The organism is Polynucleobacter sp. 35-46-11, assembly GCF_002281105.1.
In genome coordinates this window covers 1-676 of the sequence record NZ_NCFJ01000310.1, presented here as the reverse complement: position 1 = coordinate 676, position 676 = coordinate 1, and the positions used below count along the sequence as shown (strand labels likewise).

The following is a 676-nucleotide window of genomic DNA, read 5'->3' as shown; positions in this document are numbered from 1 at the left end:
ATGGGCTTTTATATCTCGTTTTCAGGCATTGTGACCTTTAAGAGCGCCAAAGATCTTCAGGAGACTTGCAAATATGTCCCACTGGATCGCATGTTGATTGAAACGGATTCGCCTTATTTAGCCCCAATTCCTTATCGCGGCAAGACCAATGAGCCTGCCTGGGTCTCTAAGGTTGGTGAATTTGTAGCCAATCTCAAAGGTGTCTCTGTTGATGAGATAGCCGAGCGAACTTCTAGTAATTTTTTCCAATGTTTTCAAATAAATAGAGCAACTTCATGAGAGATTCATTTAAATTCATTTTCGCTGTAAATGCAGTTACATTGTGTCTTTCCAGTAGCTTATTTGCGCAATCGGCCGATCAAATTGATGACTTTACTAAGGCTGCTAAGTTTGATGATGTTTCTGAGGTTCAATCGCTCTTGAAGGCTGGCATTAGCCCAAATACCTTAGATCCCAAGGGTAATCCAATGTTGATAGTCGCCATCCGCGATAAATCTAAGAAAGTGACGGATTTACTCCTTGCAAATCCTGCCACTAACGTGAATTTGGCTAACAAGAGTGGTGAAAATGCACTGATGATGGCGGCATTCGACGGAGATCTCCCAACAGTCAAGATGCTGGTTTTAGATAAGAAGGCATCCGTAAACAAGCAAGGCTGGGCGCCAATTCACTATGC

Annotated in this window: 2 protein-coding genes; both read left to right on the top strand. The window is 42.8% G+C overall.

All coding sequences use genetic code 11. The annotated features are described in order from the left end of the window. Positions 1 to 279, top strand: a 279-nt coding sequence (locus B7Y67_RS14045) for a TatD family hydrolase (protein ID WP_293599180.1), incomplete at its 5' end; no start/stop codon positions are given. Continuing rightward, positions 276 to 676, top strand: a 401-nt coding sequence (locus B7Y67_RS14040; RefSeq protein ID WP_293599179.1) for an ankyrin repeat domain-containing protein, incomplete at its 3' end; no start/stop codon positions are given. The genes B7Y67_RS14045 and B7Y67_RS14040, both read left to right, overlap by 4 nt.